Here is a 17,376-nt window from a genome sequence, read left to right on the forward strand (position 1 = left end):
ATGAGCTTTACTCTTTTTTACAAAAGGCCCATACACAGTACATTGTATATTCTATTGAGTATATTATTCACTGATAAGCTTGTGCGTTACATTTTATTTAAATTTCATAGTTACTTTAATCAGCACAAAGTAAATGTAATTGAAGCCTTTTTAATGCCCTTCATAACTTTGTTCGGTTCATTATTTGTGAATATTAAAAAGAACAAAGAAAACTTTGAGTTAGCGTTATATAACTATTATCCACATTTAAGATTGCCATACAGAACTTATATCTATTCCAATATTATACGCTTTGTTATTCAGAGCATATTTTTGCTTTTTGCTGTTCATAAACCCAAAAGAAAATCAGTGTCTATAAAAAAGCATGCTGTAAATTATTTTTATGATGGAGTCAGTTACAGCCTAAGGCAACTTCGTTGGTACGACCTTAAATTAGGCCGATTAATAAGGCGCCTTTTTTCCAAAAACAACAAGCCTAAAAAAAGTGCTTTTAAAACAATGGCCGACGCTCGTATTTGGCAGAACAAACTTATTAAATACATCGTTGTTGCACTGATATTATTCTTGCTTGCCATATTTGTTACTATTCCCTTTAGCCTTGAAGCGCAAGCGGTGTTTATTAGCTTTATTTTACTGGTTGCTTACGCGCTCAAACGCGTAAAAGGCCATATGGCCACGATTGTAATGATCACCTTATCTGTCACTACATCTTCTCGATACTTGTGGTGGCGATACACTGAAACACTTAACTGGGATGACCCTTTAGCACTTACATTAGGTGCAGGCTTGTTACTAGCAGAAACATACGCATGGATGGTACTTATTTTAGGTTTTTTTCAAACTATTAACCCACTTGAAAGAAAACCTGTCATGTTGCCAAAAAATACTGACTTATGGCCAACGGTAGATATTTACATTCCTACTTACAACGAGCCTTTAAGTGTTGTAAGGCCGACTACCCTTGCCGCTTTAAGCATAGATTGGCCAGCAGATAAACTAAAAGTCTATATTTTAGATGATGGTAAACGCCCTGAGTTTGCTGAATTTGCTAAACAAGTTGGTGCAGGTTATTTAACAAGACCAGATAATAACCATGCAAAAGCCGGTAACATGAATAGTGCTATGCGCTACACAGATGGTGATTATATTGCCATTTTTGATTGCGACCACGTACCTGCTCGTTCATTTTTGCAAATGACTATGGGACAGTTTTTAAAAGACAGTAAAGTGTGTTTAGTACAAACACCACATCATTTTTTCTCAGCAGATCCATTTGAGAGAAACTTAAATAACCACAGTCAAATTCCAAATGAAAACATGTTGTTTTACGGGCTTATTCAAGACGGAAACGATATGTGGGATGCTACGTTCTTTTGTGGTTCGTGTGCGGTACTCAAAAGAGAAGCGCTTGATGAAATAGGTGGCTTTGCTTTTGAAACCGTCACCGAGGATGCTCATACTGCACTGCGAATGCAACGCGCAGGTTATAAAACTGCCTATATAAATATTCCTCAAGCTGCTGGCCTTGCCACTGACAGTTTATCGGCTCATATTGGCCAGCGAATTCGTTGGGCACGGGGCATGGCGCAAATATTTAGGCTCGATAACCCGCTGTTAGGCAAAGGCTTGAACATACCTCAGCGACTTTGTTACTTAAATGCTATGCTGCATTTTCTATCAGGTATTCCGCGCATTGTATTTTTAACCGCGCCCCTGGCACTTATATACTTTAATGCATACATTATTTACGCGCCATTTTTAGCTATTTTTATCTACGTTGTACCTACACTTATTCAGATAAAAGCAACTAACTCACGAATACAAGGTAAGTATCGCTATTCGTTTTGGGGCGAAGTTTACGAATCTGTGCTTGCTTGGTACATATTAAAGCCAACAACAGTTGCTTTGTTTAATCCAAACAAAGGTAAATTTAACGTTACCGAAAAAGGTGGCTTAAACGATAAAGAGCATTATGACTGGGGTATTTCTAAGCCATATTTGGTTTTACTCGCCATTAATTTAGTAGGTATGTTAATTGGTATTTTACGCCTGTTTTTTGGCGACCCTACGCAAGTTGGTGTACTGCTGATTAGTATGGGGTGGGCGCTTTATAATATTATCATTTTGGGTGCTGCGGTTGCCGTGGCAGCAGAAGCACGCCAAGTGAGGCATTCACACCGTATTAAAGCAAACTTCCCAGCGGGAGTTCGTTTAGCAAATGGCCACACATTAAAAGTAAAAATTACAGATTACTCCGATAACGGCGTAGGAATAGAAACCGACCATGCACATGCTTGTCGTGTAAACGATAAAATAGAATTATTAATGAGCCGCGGTAATAAGCAATTTTCGTTTACTACCCATGTTTGTAATACTCGGGGTAATCAAATTGGCTTAACCATTAAAGATTTATCTCTTGAAAAACAGCGCGCGTTTATACAATGTACATTTTCACGAGCTGATGCGTGGCTTGACTGGCAAAATAACTTTAGACATGACCGCCCATCTTACAGTTTTAAAGAAGTGCAAAAAACAAGCCTCAGAGGGTTTAGTAACTTGCTCTTCCACGCACCAAGAGTGCTTCAACCTATCATTCAGTTTATGACTAATTTAGTTGTATACGTAAACTCATTTACTCCAAAAAGACCAATAGTGCATAATAATTATGATTAAAAAGTTGCTTAATATATCCCTAACATTGTCGCTTATTTGTTGCGCTTATTTTGCGCATGCAATTGAGCCATTACAAAATAAATCAATGTTCATTAATGGATACCCTGAGAGCGCTCAGGTGTCGAGTTTACGCTTAGATTTTGAAGCGTTAGGCTTTACAGGTTTTAGGCTCAACGGGGTAAATAATAACTCCCGCGTTGACTTTACAAACCGAATAGATAAATTGAGCACCAATTTAAAGCTTAACTTTTCGTATACTAACTCGCCTTCATTAATCGCGAATGTTTCGCACTTAAAAGTATACTTTAATGATAATTTAGTCACTGTTTTACCTATTAACGAACAACTTAGTATTGTAAAAAACACAGTGCAGCATAGCCTCGATCTTAACGCTAAATACATTCAAGATTACAACCAAGTCCGCTTTGAATTGGTTGGTTATTACGACCTTAGATGTCAAGACTACTTCAGCCGTACTATTTGGACAGAAATAAATAAATCAAGCAACATAACGCTCGACCAAAAGCAGCTTGCTATCGATAGCCGTTTAGAATACCTCCCAGAGCCGTTTTTTGATGAAAAGGATTACAACAAGCTTAACCTTCCATTTGTATTTGCTAAAACACCCAATACCCAAGCTATTGAGGCAGCAGCAACGCTATCGAGTTGGTTTGGAGCCCAAGCTGATTGGCGTGGATTTAATTTTCCCGTAACGTTAAATAAATCGCCTGATCAACACAGTGTGGTTTTTATTACTAATGATTCAAAACCTGATTTTTTGAAAGATTACCCAGATGTTGAAAAACCAACGATTGAAATCATTTCAAACCCATTTAATCGTTATTATAAAATGTTACTGATATTGGGCCGTGATGAAGCTGATTTAAAAACAGCGGTGACTGGCCTTGCATTTGGCCACAAAGTAATGACTGGAAGAAGCGCAAGTATTGAAGCCATAAATCAGTTGCCACTTCGAAAAGCGTATGATGCACCACGCTGGCTTAGAAGCGATCGTCCAGTGCATTTTGACGAGCTTATTGACTACCCTACGCAACTACAGGCGCAAGGTCTTAATAATGGTCCAGTAAAACTAAACATTCGCTTTGCACCTGATCTATTCACGTGGCGTGAAAGAGGAATACCTATTACTCTTCAGTACCGTAGCACGCCAGAATCAGAAGCCATCGACTCTCGTTTAAATATGCTAATAAACCAAGAATTTATAAGTGGTTTTTTACTAGATGAAAACAACGATTTATTACAAACAACACAAGCGTTGTTGCCACTAGTTGCCAATACTGACACCACACAAAGTACAGAAGGCTTTTCTGTCAATGGCATTAATTTAGCTAACAGAAATGAACTTAACTTTGACTTTAGGTTTGGCGTACTCAAAAAAGGCGAATGTGCTGTTGCACCTCCTGGCGGTGAGTTTGGTGTTATTGATGGCGATTCAAGCATTGACGTAAGTGAATTTGATCACTACATCGCATTACCAGATCTGAACGTATTTGCTAATAGTGGCTTTCCTTTTACCAAATATGCTGATTTACAAAAAACACTTGTACTTATTGATGAAAACCCAACACCTAATGCTTTAACCGTTTTATTTAACTTAACGGGGCACTTTGGCGCAATCACCGGCTACCCAACCCACAGAATGAGTGTTGCTCATTTAAATGAGGACGCTGATTTAGATGATAAAGACATACTCGTTATTGCTAAACCTAACAGTATTGCTAATGACTTAGATGAAGATGCACAAACAAATGTTTTGCTTAACAATAATCAGCGCGCAATTAAACAAGCAATTTATAATGGTGCATACGACGAACAAACGACCGATAAAGTAGAGGTTAGTATTAAAAGTAGTGGCGATATGGCTGTTATAACAGGGTTTCAATCACCGTTTGACTCAGACCGCTCTATCGTCTCGTTGAGTGCTACGACGCAAAATGCATTTACTATACTTGACGATGTTCTAATGAACTCAGAAAAATTAGCTCAAGTAAAAGGTAGTGCAGCCATTATCAACTCACAGGGTATTAAAACCATTCAAGTAGATGAGCAATACTTTGTAGGCCATATCCCAGTCTATACATTAGTGTGGTTTCACTTATCTGATCATCCATTTATTTTGGCATTACTGTCTATTTTAACGCTATTGCTGATCTCATTTATCTTATGGCGATTATTACAAGCACTAACTTACAAGCGTTTAGCTGAAGGAGACGAATAATGAAATCACTCGTTAATATGTTTTTTACTGTGATGGCACTATTTGCTTTCAATGCCAACGCACAAGTTGAACAGTGCGAACCTTGGCAGTCGTGGCAAGTGTTTAAAAATCATTTTATAAGCCAAAACGGCCGCGTTATTGACTTGGGCAGTGATCAAAGTATCACAACCTCTGAAGGCCAATCATATGCACTATTTTTTGCGCTTATTGCCAACGATAAAGCCGCTTTTGATTCTGTTTTAAATTGGACCCAAGAGCATTTATCAGAGGGCGATTTAAGTACGCGTTTACCAGCATGGAAATGGGGACTAGATAAAAACCGCGTAGGGGGTATTTTAGATTCAAACCCTGCGTCAGATTCAGACCTATGGATTGCCTACAGTTTATCGCAAGCGGCAATTTTATGGGATGAACGCCGCTATAGTATTTTAGCCGCAGTGCTTGCTCAACGTATAATCAGAGAAGAAACCGCCTACATAACGGGCCTTGGCCTGTCTTTACTCCCCGCACCTGCCGGTTTTGAGTTTGACAATGAGCGCTATAAGCTAAATCCTAGCTACTCGCCGTTATTTATTTACCAGCAATTTAAAAAGCTTTATCCACATTCACCGTGGCACCAACTGCACGAAGGATCAGCTAAGCTAATTTTAGATACCGCACAGCAAGGCGTTAGCCCTGATTGGGTTATGTTTGATTCAAACCGTGGTTTTTACTACAACAGAAAAAATACAGATTTAGGTAGTTATAATGCAATTCGTGTTTACCTTTGGGCAAGTATGATGGCAAAAGATGCACCCTACAAACAAGAGCTTCTTGCTCAGTTTGCACCATTTGTGGATACTATTGAAGAGCGCGGCTATGTTCCTTTAAATACGTACGCTCAATCAGGTAAATCTGAAAAAAGAGGACCTTTGGGCTTTAACGCTGCCCTGTTGCCTTTGTTAGCAGAGCAAGGTAATGATGAGCTAGTAATGGCCATTCAGCAAAAGCTAATGATTGATAAGTCTTTTACGCAAACACGTTATTACGACAGTGTATTGCATTTATTTGGTGAAAGTGCTGTAAACAAGCGCTTTAAAATAACGGCTGATGGAACGCTACAACCTACTTGGAGCACTGAATGTCGTTAAGGTTGGCCTTAGCTTGTACATTGGCACTAAGCACTAATTTAAATGCCGCAACAATAAATGATATTGATACACAATCGGTTGATTGGTTATTAAACCAAATTAGTATTGGTGAAGCACAACAAAACAAAAGACTTGTTGAAGATAGCCTGCAAAAATTGGTTGCAATTGCCCCTACGCGAATAGAAACGCAATGTGCGCTTGCACATTACGACTTTACGAATGGCAATACAGACCAGGCAAACTTGTTATTAAATAAGCTTGATAACCAACTAACACAACAAACACCTTGCGTAAAAAAACTCAAGGTTATGTCTCGTATTCAAGGTAAAGACAAGGCAGTAATTCAAGAAGCAAAGCTGCTTGCTCGTGCCGGCAGATATGAACAAGCACGTCAAATTTACAATAAAATATTTAATGATGTTTATCCTACTTTAAACTTTGAGCTTGAGCATTTAGGCTGGTATGCACAAGACAGCGCTCAATGGCAAGGGGTTAAAAATGGTTACAAGCAATTATTAAAACGCTATGACAACCTAGGCACTATAGAAGTTGCTTATGCCAGACATTTGCTAAGACGTAACCCACGCGATAAAACAGCAATGCGTATTTTAAGTAAGTATGGATCGACATCGGGTTTTAGTGATGAAGTTGAAGGTATTTGGCTCTCTGCATTAAAAAATATGCCAATAAACAGTAATACTGACAAGCAATTTCAGCAATACTTTATACTTTACCCGTTTAGTAATAAGGGAGAGTTACAGTATCAAGACTTTAAAAAGCAATTAAAAGCACGCCAAAAATTATTAGCCGACCCGGCTTATCAGCTCTGGTTAAAAGGCAATAATCTACTCGAACAAGAAAAGTTAAAAGCAGCAGAACCTCTTCTATTAAAAGCATTAAAAGGCCGCCCTACTGACGGCGAAATCATGAACAGCTTAGGCATACTTTACCTACAACTAGGTGAAAATGGTAAAGCCTATAATTATTTTACACGTGCACAAAAATACACTGCCGACTTTGCAGAGCGAAATACCCTTAAAAGCATGGCTAAAACAGCTAAGTTTTGGCTGTATATTCGCCAAGCAAGAGACGCTATAGATAGCAGTGAATTTAGAGTTGCTAAACTAAAACTCGATTTAGCCGCCGCATTAGAAGAAGAACCTAATACCGTATTGGTAAATCGTGGCACCTTACAATTTGCCCAAGGGCTATATTCACAAGCTGCGCTTACCTACCAAGTGGTGCTTAAAAGCGAGCCTTTAAACGAAGGCGCCGTATTTGGCTTACTTGAAATTGCAAAGCTTGAACAAAGTGAAAAAACGCTCACCTCTTTTTTTAATCGACTTTCATTTTCACAAAAAGAAATATTAAGAGCGTCATATTTAAGCTCATTAAGTAGCGTGTATAGAGCTAAGGCAACAAAGCTAACTGAAGCTGGTGAGTTAGAAGAGGCTGAAAAAATATTAAAAGAGGCTATTCAGGCAACACCAGAAGAGCCTTGGTTATATTACGACTTAGCGTTTATATATCAACAAAAAGGACTCACCGACAAAGCTCGCTCATTGTTTAATAATGTATTGTGGCAATTTCCGCTAAATTCACAGCTTAGGTATAGCCATGCACTGTTTTTGCGCGCTTTAGATGATTACCAAGGTGCGCTTGCTACGCTTCAGTATATTCCATTTAAATCTCGCGATGCTGACATTGTATCTCTTGAACAACAGTTACAACTTAATGAGTCTTTAGCACAAAGCGAACGTTTTATTAATTCTCAAAATAAAGCGGCTGCTATTTATCACTTAAGTGCGTTAGAAGCACAAAATTTAACGCCACCAATGAAAGCGGAGCTAGCACGAAGCTGGTTTAGCATAGAAGAACAAAACCACGCTTTAAAACTCATGCGTGACGCATTAGCTGAAGACCCCTCATTATCAGCCTATTGGCATATGTTGTATGGAGAATGGCTTTTAGCACAGGGTAATAAAGCTCAGACTACGGATTGGTTTAATCAATATCGGCTTCCTGAAAATGCCTCTGAGGGTGAAATAGATCAGTTTGTGCAATTACAAAATGCCTATTATTCTGAGTATTTTAGTGGCAGTGATCTTATTGCGAAGCTAAATCAGCTTGATCAAAAATACCCAAGTTCATCAGCAACAACAACTGCGCTAATAAATGCAAACTTAGCACTTGATCAAAACCAATCAGCGATTATTTTATACGAACAAAAACTAAAAAATAATCAGTTAATTGAACCTCAAGCTTTAATGGCAATATCCAAAGCCTATAGAGCACTTGGTGATGATTTCCAATCGAAAGAAGTCACACAGCTCGCCATTGAACAAAGTACAACGCAAGAAAGTTATTTTCAGCGTCAAATTATGGAATCGTTAAACGATTTTAATTACGCAGGTGATGCCCTTTACTTAGCTGAACAGCTTATTCAAAAAGCACCTAATGATTTAGAGCTTCGTTATTTAGGCGCGCAAGTTGCTGCTAATTTTAATGAAACAGAGCAAGCACAAACGTGGTACGCACAAACGCTTTCACCTAATCGTCAACTAAATGAAAAAGAACTCTACGCATCACTTTCGCGCATTAATGAAAACGACGAGTGGTATATAAACGGTGCCAAACGAGAACTACTCAGCCAACAAAACAAAAACCAAGCCTACATTGCTGTTGGTGTAAATTTTAGCGGACAAGTAAGTACTGAAAGTGAGGCTACATTGGGCGCTGGTTTAGTCCCTATTGAAGCGTACTTTCCGCTTTGGCAAGGGCAAGGCTTTGTAAAAATAGATCCTACAAGTATTAGCGCTCAAACAACACGATTTGACGAGCAATTTGCTGGCAGTCGATACGGTCAAGGTGCTTTGTGTATATTTACCTGTGGTATTGACGAAGTAAGTCCTGAGCAAGATGGCGTTGATATTGGTATTGGTTGGCAAAACGAAAACTGGCGCGTAGATATTGGGACAACACCACTGGGCTTTTTAATCGAAGACATTGTGTGGGGTGTTAATTACTCGGACGACTTTGGTGACTTTGGTTATAGCCTTGAATTAGAAAAACGACCAGTAACCAGCTCAGTACTCGCCTATGCAGGTCTTGAAGACGTTAATACAGGTAAAATTTGGGGGGGTGTGCGCTCAACCGGTTTAACCGCTAATGTTTCTCATGATTTAGGCGGCAATTGGGGATTTTGGTCTAGTGCTGACTTTACATTGTATAAAGGTCAAAACGTAAAAGATAACCAGCGCTACCGCTTGATGGGCGGCACCTATTATCGTGTGATAAGTAATCAAGACCGCGAATTTACAGTGGGTGCAAGTTTATTGCATTGGGCCTATAAATTTAATTTAAGTGAAGAAACCTGGGGCCACGGCGGCTACTACAGCCCACAGAACTATATTGGGTTATCGGTTCCTTTAACCTACGATGCACGATGGGGTGATGACTTTGTATACCGCGTAAAAACAGGCGTGTCGTATTCACAAACTAAAACGCAAGCAATCGACTTTTTCCCTAATGATCCTGACCTTCAAGCAGAGGCCTTTGCGCGTCAACTTGAAACCGGTGTAGATCCGGCCTTTGATTCAGATACAAGTGCGGGCGTATCGTACAACTTAGAAGGCAGCTTTGAATACAGAATAACCCCACATTGGTTCTTTGGTGGTTATTTAGCTATTGACCGTTCTGACTTTTACGAACCTAATTTTGGCCAACTGTATATCCGTTACTACTTCAATCCTGTTTACGGGACACTCGAATTTCCGGGTACACCTATTATCCCTTATGCTGAGTTCTAACTTAGCATAAGGTGATACACCGCTCAGTACTTCCCCTCGCCTTGAGGTGTATGTATACTTGTGCTCAATTGTAACTAGGATAAGGGTGTGTCTCTTACCTTCTGGTGTTACTACCATATAGCAAATCATTATCTTAGCTACAAATAATAAACTGATGGTCGAGCATTTTAGTATGACTAAATATTAAGATAGCTAAAGCAAAAAATTATAAGGCCATTACAACAATTCTTAAAGTTAGGAAGTAAATATGAGTTCAGCTCCAGATAGTGGTTGGTTTGGCCACCCTAAAGGACTTTCGACATTGTTCTTCACTGAAATGTGGGAACGAATGAGTTATTACGGTATGCGAGCTATGCTCGTATTATTCATGACAGCAAGCTTACAAGAAGAAGGCCTTGCCTTTACTGTTGCATCAGCTGCTGCAATCTATGGTTTGTACACAGGCGCAGTATACTTTTTAGGCTTACCGGGTGGGTGGCTAGCTGATAGATTGTTTGGTGGTCAAAAAGCAGTTTGGTATGGCGGCATAATTATTATGATTGGCCATATTATTTTGGCTATTCCACATGATTATTCTTTCTTCGTTGGCTTAATATTTGTAGCAACAGGTACTGGTTTACTAAAACCAAATATCAGTGCAATGGTAGGCCAATTATATAGCGATGCTGATGAGCGTCGTGATGGCGGTTACGCTATTTATTACATGGGTATTAACATGGGTTCTTTAATAGGTTACTACGTATGTGGTTACTTTATGGAGAACGTAGGCTGGCACTGGGCATTTGGTGCGGCAGCTGTAGGTATGGCCATTGGTTTAGTACAGTACAAACTCACACTTAATAACTTACCAAAGCACAGTGCTTTACCGGCTAATCCATTAGGCTCTAAAGGTACTTCACGTGCATGGGGCGGTATTGCTGCATTTGTAATTGCAGCTGCTGCAGTTACTACGGCTGCAATGGCCGGCGCTATTGTTATTAATCCAACTGTAGTTGCAGGTTACACAGCCATTGTATTTACTATTATCTTTTTTGTTTATTTTGGAGTTATTTACTTTACAGGTAATTTAACAGATGCAGAAAAACAAAGAATGTGGGCACTATTTTTAGTATGTATTGCATCTGCATGTTTTTGGTCTGGCTTTGAACAAGCTGGTTCATCATTAAACTTATTTGCTCGCGACTATACTGACCGTCTTATTGGTACTTTTGAAATCCCTACAACGTGGTTTCAATCATTAAACTCACTGTTTATTATTGCTTTATCGCCATTTTTTGCAGCGCTTTGGATTAACTTATCTAAAAGCTTAGTATCACCTAGCTACAGCGTTAAATGTGCAATTGGCTTAATTATCATGGCATCAGGCTTTTTAGTTATGTTTATGGCGGCTCATTACGCAGCTGAAGGCTTAAAAGTTGCGCCTTACTGGCTTGTTACTACGTACTTTTTACATACAGTGGGTGAGCTTTGTTTAAGCCCTGTAGCATTAAGTGCTGTAAGTAAGTTATCGCCTAAACGTTACACTGGCCAAATGATGGGTGTGTTTGTATTAACTTACTCAATCGGTAACATCATCGCAGGTTTACTTGCTGGTAATTTCGATCCGAATAATGTTGATGAAATTCCTAACTTATACTTACAAATTGCATTATTTAGCATTGGTGTTGGTGTTGTTTTAGTACTAATGACTTTTAAAGCTAAAGTATGGGAAAAACAAGGTTTAGAAGAGAAAGTCTCTTAATTATTGTTTATTTCAAATGTAGCAATATAACCTAAGACAATTCCTCCATAGCTTCTATGGGGGAATTTTTTATTCAACTTTGCCCTTCCCCCGTTAACTGATATTATATCCTGATTGGTTATTGAATAGACTCAGGGACATCCGTAGATGCAATCGTTAACGATATCACGTGTTATTATATTTATATTTCTTAGCTTTATTCTAACTGCCTGTGGTAGCGGTGATGAAGTGACGGTTAATCCAAACGATCCTGTTGAGCCTGAACCTAGCAAATTAACACTATCAAGCGCTAATGGTTTAGAGGCTACATTAGACGAAGGCAATTTTATATTTAATGCACCTTCCAGTGCTATTTCTAGTGATGTAGAGCTTACCTACGAGAAAACATTATTAGATGAGACGAATATACAACAAAATATAATTTCTGATTTACATGCGCTTACGCCCTCCACGCTTACTCTTGAAAAACCTATTACCATTACAATAAAAATCCCTGATGACTATGCATTAGGCGGACAACTGTTTATCGCAAAACTATCAGGCGCTAATTGGGATACTGTTACAAATTCAATAGTTTTAGATGGATTTGTTAGCGCTCAAGTAACAACACTGGGCACATATGCAATACAAATGCAGCGCAATGAAGCTTTCGCAAATATCGGCCCAACTTGCGACGCTAATGCAACAGAGCAATCGGTAAGGTTTGTTCACGTTGCAGATTTACATGCTCGCTTTGGCTATGAAGAGCAATATTTCAGCCGGATCAAAGCCTACTACAACCAAGTAGCAAGCCAAACTCCGCACACCTTATTTACAAACGGTGGTGACGACTATGAAAAAGGCACCGTTGCTGAGCAATTATCACAAGGTACCGCGACAGAAGAAGCTATTAAAGCAATGCAGTTTGACCTACGAGTCGTTGGAAATCATGATTATGCTTGGGGCCCTGAAAAATTACTAAGTTATTCCCAAGACGAGAATGCAATCGTACTTGCTAGTAATACTCGTTATGAAGCAGAGCAACTACAAGATTTTGAAGGCGTAGGATTTGCAAAAGTTCAAGTAGGATGTATTACACTTGGTGTGTTTGGCATGACCTCAGTGCCATGGAATGAGCTAGATGAACCTATTCAAGATGATCCGATCCCTGATTTTATTAAACAGTTTAAAATGAGCTGGGAGTGGCAACAAGTCGCACAAAGCATTGTAAACCAATACCGTGATGATGTTGATTACATGGTAATGCTAAGCCATCTAGGAGTAGGCCTAGACACAGATATGGCAACTGACGTTGCAGGTATTGATTTAGTATTAGGGGGCCATACCCATGGCGGCGAAAGCTTTGATACACTAGAAAATGGCGCCATTGTTATTCAACCTGACTTTTATGCAAAAGGGATAACCGACTTAACACTTGAGTTTAATTTAGCTGATAAAACATCACCTGTTGTGAACTATCAAACGATTGCCACTGAAACCATCACTGAACGTGATGAACCGACAAAGCAAGCCATAGATGAAATTATGGGCCGTTACGCGCCTGATGCACAAACCGAAATAGCTATTTCAGAAAACTACCCTAGTGCAATTGAGTTAGCTGAAATAACAGCATTAGCCGCGCAACACGAAAGTTCAATCACAGCTGCACTTTTAAACCCCGAACTGGTTCAAAAGCGTTGGACACCCGGCACGCTCACACAAGAAGATTTTCACGAAGCATTTTACGTAGAAAGACAGCCTTCAAATACACCCGGTTTTAACGCAATATATAAAGTAACAGTAACAGGTACAGACTTAACATCTATGTATGCAAGCCAACCTGACTGGTTTTTACTCACACCCGAAAACATTCAAGCAACCAGCAATTATGATGTCGCTTTATTTAAAGGCGCAGCGCTTAACCCTGAATTATTTTTTAATGGTGTCACATTTTCAAACGTAGAACCCATTGCCGAAGCATGGTGGTTACTAGATCAGTACGCCCGATTTAGAACAAGCCAGTGCTTATACCTAGATACCAACAATCAACTGTTTTCATGTACAAACGAAGAAAACATAACGGTATGGAATTTTGATAATACAGCAAGCCCACTTACAGCAGATTTTGGACCTTCAGTACTCAGTTACTTCGATCCTGAAGAAAAAGACTGGGGCCCAGAAGAAACTCAATATAAAACTACTGCCGAACTGGGCATTAGTGATTTGAGTGATGGGCCGTCAGGTGTAATGGCATTTTCAAGGCATGCACCAACCGAAGGCCTACATATTAACTTAAACACAGCCGCTAACGGCGATTATGCCGCTGATGGCATGGTTTCAGACTACACACTTGTAATGGATTTATACTGGCCAGCAGAAGGCCAAGATATTTACCGTGCGGTTGTTCAAGCGGATACCGTTAACTACTTAACCGACGATGCCGACATATTTATTGACCCAAGTGGTGGTTATGGTAAATCAACCAGCGACAGCGGCTATTTTGGCAATACACAATCCGACTCTTGGCATCGTGTCGCTTTAGTATTTTATACTGCACCTACCAATGGCGTATTTGAAGTGTACATAGATGGCGAACTAGTGGGTGTAAAGGAAGATGGAGAAATAAACAACCGCTGGGCACTCAAAGACGCAGTGCTGCTGTTTAATGATGACAACTTTGAAACCGAGCCAGGCTACTTAAATGCCATGCTTTATGCCGGCCGTGCAATGAGCCGCGACGAAATAAAAAGCTTAGGTAATGCGCAGCAAAAACTCACTTACGAGCAAGCAACACGCGTACTTAATCAAACCATTGAACGCCATTACCAAGCTGCGCCTGAAATAAAACCAAACTTGTGGTTACAACAGCGTAGCAAGTTTTTTGGTGAACGCGCCAAAAATGTAAACAATTAATTACACTTAACCCTATTTCATACCACTTCAAAAAAGAGAGTTTAGCTACTTAAACTCTCTTTTTTATTACTATAATTCATAAACTTAATCAAAAAACCGCCACTAAAACTGTTTACTTTTACAGCGTGAAAATTTTCTACTGTATTGACTCAAAACAACTTGGACACAAGCGTCCTATAAAATTTACACACCACTCAATTACTAAATACCCGGCTGCTCTTCCCCTAAATCTAATTCTGGTTAATTATCTTGCCATTAACACAACAACACATAATCGCAGTGCTTAATTGCGGGAGTAATAATAATGAGTGAAGTAAATAACTATTTGGGTTTAGTCGGTATTGAGTTTACCGAGTACGCAACACCTGATGCTGATTATATGGATAAAGTATTTACTGATTTTGGCTTCTCTAAGCTTAAAAAATTCAAAGGTAAAGACATTGTTTATTACAACCAAAACGATATTCACTTTTTACTGAATAACGAGCGTGAAGGTTTTTCTGCAGAATTTGCTAAAAGCCATGGCCCTGCTATTTGTTCAATGGGTTGGCGTGTTGAGAATGCGCAAAAAGCATTTAAAACAGCTGTAGAACGTGGTGCAAAACCAGCGACCGACTCAACGCATAAAAATATGCCTTACCCTGCGATCTATGGTATTGGCGACAGCCTAATTTACTTTATTGAACAATTTGGCGACAAAGGCACTATTTACGAAAGTGATTTTGAAGACTTAGAAACGCAAAATGTTGTAGAAGATAAAGGCTTTATCCGAATCGATCATTTAACCAATAACGTTTATAAAGGCACCATGGAAAAATGGGCTAACTTTTATAAAGACGTATTTGGTTTTACTGAAGTACGCTACTTTGACATTAAAGGTCAAAAAACAGCGCTTATTTCGTATGCACTTAAATCGCCATGCGGCACCTTCTCTATTCCAATAAACGAAGGTAAAGGTAACGATAACAACCAAATTGATGAATACCTTGGTGAGTACAACGGCCCAGGCGTTCAACATTTAGCGTTTTTAACAGATGACTTAGTAAGCTCTCTTGATAAGCTTGATAAATCAACAATTGCCACTTTAGATATTATCCCAGAGTACTACGATACTATTTTTGACCGTGTACCTTGGGTTGCTGAAGATAAAGAAAAAATTCGTGAGCATCAGATACTCGTAGATAGCCAAAGTGAAAATTGTTATTTATTACAAATTTTCTCTAAAAACTTATTTGGTCCAATCTTTATAGAAATGATCCAACGCGTTGATGATGGTGGCTTTGGTGAAGGTAACTTCCAAGCATTATTTGAATCAATCGAACGTGACCAAGAGCGTCGCGGCGTTTTATAAAATATTTGAGTAAATTAAAAGCAGCGAACTTCGCTGCTTTTTGTCGTTTTAATATTTAAAAAGTATGGCGCCAAGTACAAGTATGATTAAATAAACTATACCTTGTCGCCATACAGTAAAATCCAAAGGAAATGTAATGAGCCTAATTAACGAAACCCACGATATTAATTTAACCAGCTGGGTAGAATCAGCTAATGTTGATAATTGCGACTTCCCGATTCAAAACTTACCGTTTGCAGAATTTCGTCGTAAAGGGTCTGATGAGGCCTTTCGTGGTGGTGTTGCAATTGGTGACCAAGTAATCGATTTAGCAAAACTAAGTAAATTAAACGTTTTAACAGGTGACGCTAAAACAGCCGCAGATGCAGCAAGTGAGGCAACCTTAAATACATTTATGGGTTTAGGGAAACAGTATTGGTCAGCCCTTCGTTTAGCGCTTTCAAAAGCACTAAGAGCAGGCTCTGAGCACCAACAAGCGCTTAGCGATACATTGGTTGCACAGTCTGATATAGAGTTTTCTTTGCCTTGTCGCATCGGTGATTACACTGACTTTTACACTTCTATTTATCACGCTACAGCTGTGGGTAGTTTATTTCGCCCTGATAACCCATTATTACCTAACTATAAATGGGTACCTATTGGTTATCATGGTCGCTCTTCATCTATTGACGTATCGGGTCAAACATTTCATCGCCCTAAAGGCCAAACTAAAGCGCCAGACGCAGAAGTGCCATCATTCGGTCCTTGTAAACGCCTTGATTACGAACTAGAGCTGGGTATTTACTTAGGTAAAGGCAATGCACTGGGCGATGCAATCGCTATCGAAAATGCTGAAAACCATGTATTTGGCTTTTGTGTATTTAATGATTGGTCAGCACGTGACTTGCAAGCGTGGGAATATCAACCGCTTGGTCCATTTTTAGCTAAAAACTTTGCCTCAACTGTATCGCCTTGGATTGTAACAACCGAAGCATTAGCGCCTTACAGAACAAGCTGGACACGTGATGAAAACGATCCACAGCCAATGGACTATTTAGAATCAAAAGCGAATCGCGACCAAGGTGCTTTTGATATTCAAATGGATGTTAGAATTCAAACGCAAAAAATGCGTAGCGAAGGCCATAACCCAACGCGCGTATCAACATCTAGCTTTAAGCACTCTTACTGGACTGTGGCACAAATGGTTACTCATCACACAGTAAATGGCTGTAACTTTATGCCAGGTGACATGCTAGGTTCGGGCACTCAGTCGGGTCCAACGCACGAAGAAGCAGGTTCATTACTTGAGCTTTCTCGTGGCGGTAAAGAAAAAATCACGCTAAGTAATGGCGAACAACGTAGCTTTTTAGAAGATGGCGATAACGTTATTATGCGTGGCTGGTGTGAAAAAGAAGGCTATGCACGTATAGGTTTTGGCTCTGTAGAGAGTACTGTAATACCGGCAAAATAATACGCATATTAAAAAATTTATTAAAAGGGCTGCTTACTAAAAGCAGCCCTTTTTTATTAATTTTTGAACAGTTACAATTTTTTTCTAGCTT

Annotated in this window: 8 protein-coding genes; all 8 read left to right on the plus strand. The window is 39.3% G+C overall.

The window, feature by feature from the left end; translation table 11 throughout:
• Entirely contained in the window at positions 1 to 2,673 is a 2,673-nt protein-coding gene (gene bcsA / locus H5116_RS01460; protein WP_182715391.1) for a UDP-forming cellulose synthase catalytic subunit, read from the plus strand.
• Positions 2,666 to 4,912 (plus strand): cellulose biosynthesis cyclic di-GMP-binding regulatory protein BcsB, encoded by a 2,247-nt coding sequence (gene bcsB, locus H5116_RS01465; protein WP_182715392.1) that lies wholly within the window; start codon positions 2,666 to 2,668, stop codon positions 4,910 to 4,912. Before bcsA ends, bcsB begins: the two co-directional genes overlap by 8 nt.
• A complete protein-coding gene (gene bcsZ, locus H5116_RS01470) occupies positions 4,912 to 6,042 on the plus strand; it encodes a cellulose synthase complex periplasmic endoglucanase BcsZ (protein WP_182715393.1) in 1,131 nt (376 codons plus the stop codon). The genes bcsB and bcsZ overlap by 1 nt, the downstream gene beginning before the upstream one ends.
• Positions 6,033 to 9,851: a cellulose synthase subunit BcsC-related outer membrane protein gene (locus tag H5116_RS01475; protein ID WP_182715394.1), complete on the plus strand. Its 3,819-nt coding sequence runs from the start codon at positions 6,033 to 6,035 to the stop codon at positions 9,849 to 9,851. The genes bcsZ and H5116_RS01475 overlap by 10 nt, the downstream gene beginning before the upstream one ends.
• Before the next feature lie 247 nt (positions 9,852 to 10,098).
• Complete coding sequence (locus H5116_RS01480) at positions 10,099 to 11,592, plus strand: peptide MFS transporter (protein WP_182715395.1); 1,494 nt, start codon at positions 10,099 to 10,101, stop codon at positions 11,590 to 11,592.
• Positions 11,593 to 11,739: 147 nt separating this feature from the next.
• Positions 11,740 to 14,484, plus strand: coding sequence for a metallophosphoesterase (locus tag H5116_RS01485; protein ID WP_182715396.1), 2,745 nt, complete (start codon positions 11,740 to 11,742; stop codon positions 14,482 to 14,484).
• A gap of 304 nt (positions 14,485 to 14,788) precedes the next feature.
• Positions 14,789 to 15,835, plus strand: a complete 1,047-nt coding sequence (hppD, locus tag H5116_RS01490; RefSeq protein ID WP_182715397.1) for a 4-hydroxyphenylpyruvate dioxygenase — start codon at positions 14,789 to 14,791, stop codon at positions 15,833 to 15,835.
• Between the two features lie 136 nt (positions 15,836 to 15,971).
• A complete protein-coding gene (gene fahA, locus H5116_RS01495) occupies positions 15,972 to 17,285 on the plus strand; it encodes a fumarylacetoacetase (RefSeq protein WP_182715398.1) in 1,314 nt (437 codons plus the stop codon).
• Positions 17,286 to 17,376 lie beyond the last annotated feature (91 nt).

The organism is Pseudoalteromonas sp. SG45-2 (genome assembly GCF_014164115.1).
GTDB classification, from domain to species: domain Bacteria; phylum Pseudomonadota; class Gammaproteobacteria; order Enterobacterales; family Alteromonadaceae; genus Pseudoalteromonas; species Pseudoalteromonas distincta.

Excerpts from the sequence above, each read along its gene's own strand:
- bcsA (WP_182715391.1), top strand. The coding sequence starts at position 1 with ATGAGCTTTACTCTTTTTTACAAAAGGCCCATACACAGTACATTGTAT.
- bcsB (WP_182715392.1), top strand. The coding sequence starts at position 2,666 with ATGATTAAAAAGTTGCTTAATATATCCCTAACATTGTCGCTTATTTGT.
- bcsZ (WP_182715393.1), top strand. The coding sequence starts at position 4,912 with ATGAAATCACTCGTTAATATGTTTTTTACTGTGATGGCACTATTTGCT.
- H5116_RS01475 (WP_182715394.1), top strand. The coding sequence starts at position 6,033 with ATGTCGTTAAGGTTGGCCTTAGCTTGTACATTGGCACTAAGCACTAAT.
- H5116_RS01480 (WP_182715395.1), top strand. The coding sequence starts at position 10,099 with ATGAGTTCAGCTCCAGATAGTGGTTGGTTTGGCCACCCTAAAGGACTT.
- H5116_RS01485 (WP_182715396.1), top strand. The coding sequence starts at position 11,740 with ATGCAATCGTTAACGATATCACGTGTTATTATATTTATATTTCTTAGC.
- hppD (WP_182715397.1), top strand. The coding sequence starts at position 14,789 with ATGAGTGAAGTAAATAACTATTTGGGTTTAGTCGGTATTGAGTTTACC.
- fahA (WP_182715398.1), top strand. The coding sequence starts at position 15,972 with ATGAGCCTAATTAACGAAACCCACGATATTAATTTAACCAGCTGGGTA.